General features: G+C 43.0%; 1 protein-coding gene. It reads right to left on the bottom strand.

Features of this window, described 5'->3' with window-relative positions:
* Window positions 1-256, bottom strand: a 256-nt coding sequence (locus AAEZ03_RS28130) for a hemerythrin domain-containing protein (RefSeq protein ID WP_350583234.1), incomplete at both ends; no start/stop codon positions are given.

Here is a 256-nt window from a genome sequence, read left to right as displayed (position 1 = left end):
GGAATAGTATGAAGCATGAGGTCGGCATTATCATGCTCGTGCAACATAATGTTAATCGGGTTGCCAATATGGCCAAAACAGACATTGACAGGCTGACCTAAGCTGAGGGATTTAATCGCTGGAAACAGGATCTGTTCTTCTTTCATCAAGTGGGGCATTAATTCGTCAATTAACTCGCGTACACATTGCGCCAATGGTTTGATCTCATCATGATCATCACCATGAGCACGAAGCATTTTTTCGGTGTACTCAATCA

Source organism: Pseudomonas sp. HY2-MNA-CIBAN-0224 (genome assembly GCF_040310285.1).
GTDB lineage: Bacteria > Pseudomonadota > Gammaproteobacteria > Pseudomonadales > Pseudomonadaceae > Aquipseudomonas > Aquipseudomonas helleri.
Note: the sequence above shows the minus strand (reverse complement) of the source record. Positions and strands in the feature narration are given on the sequence as shown.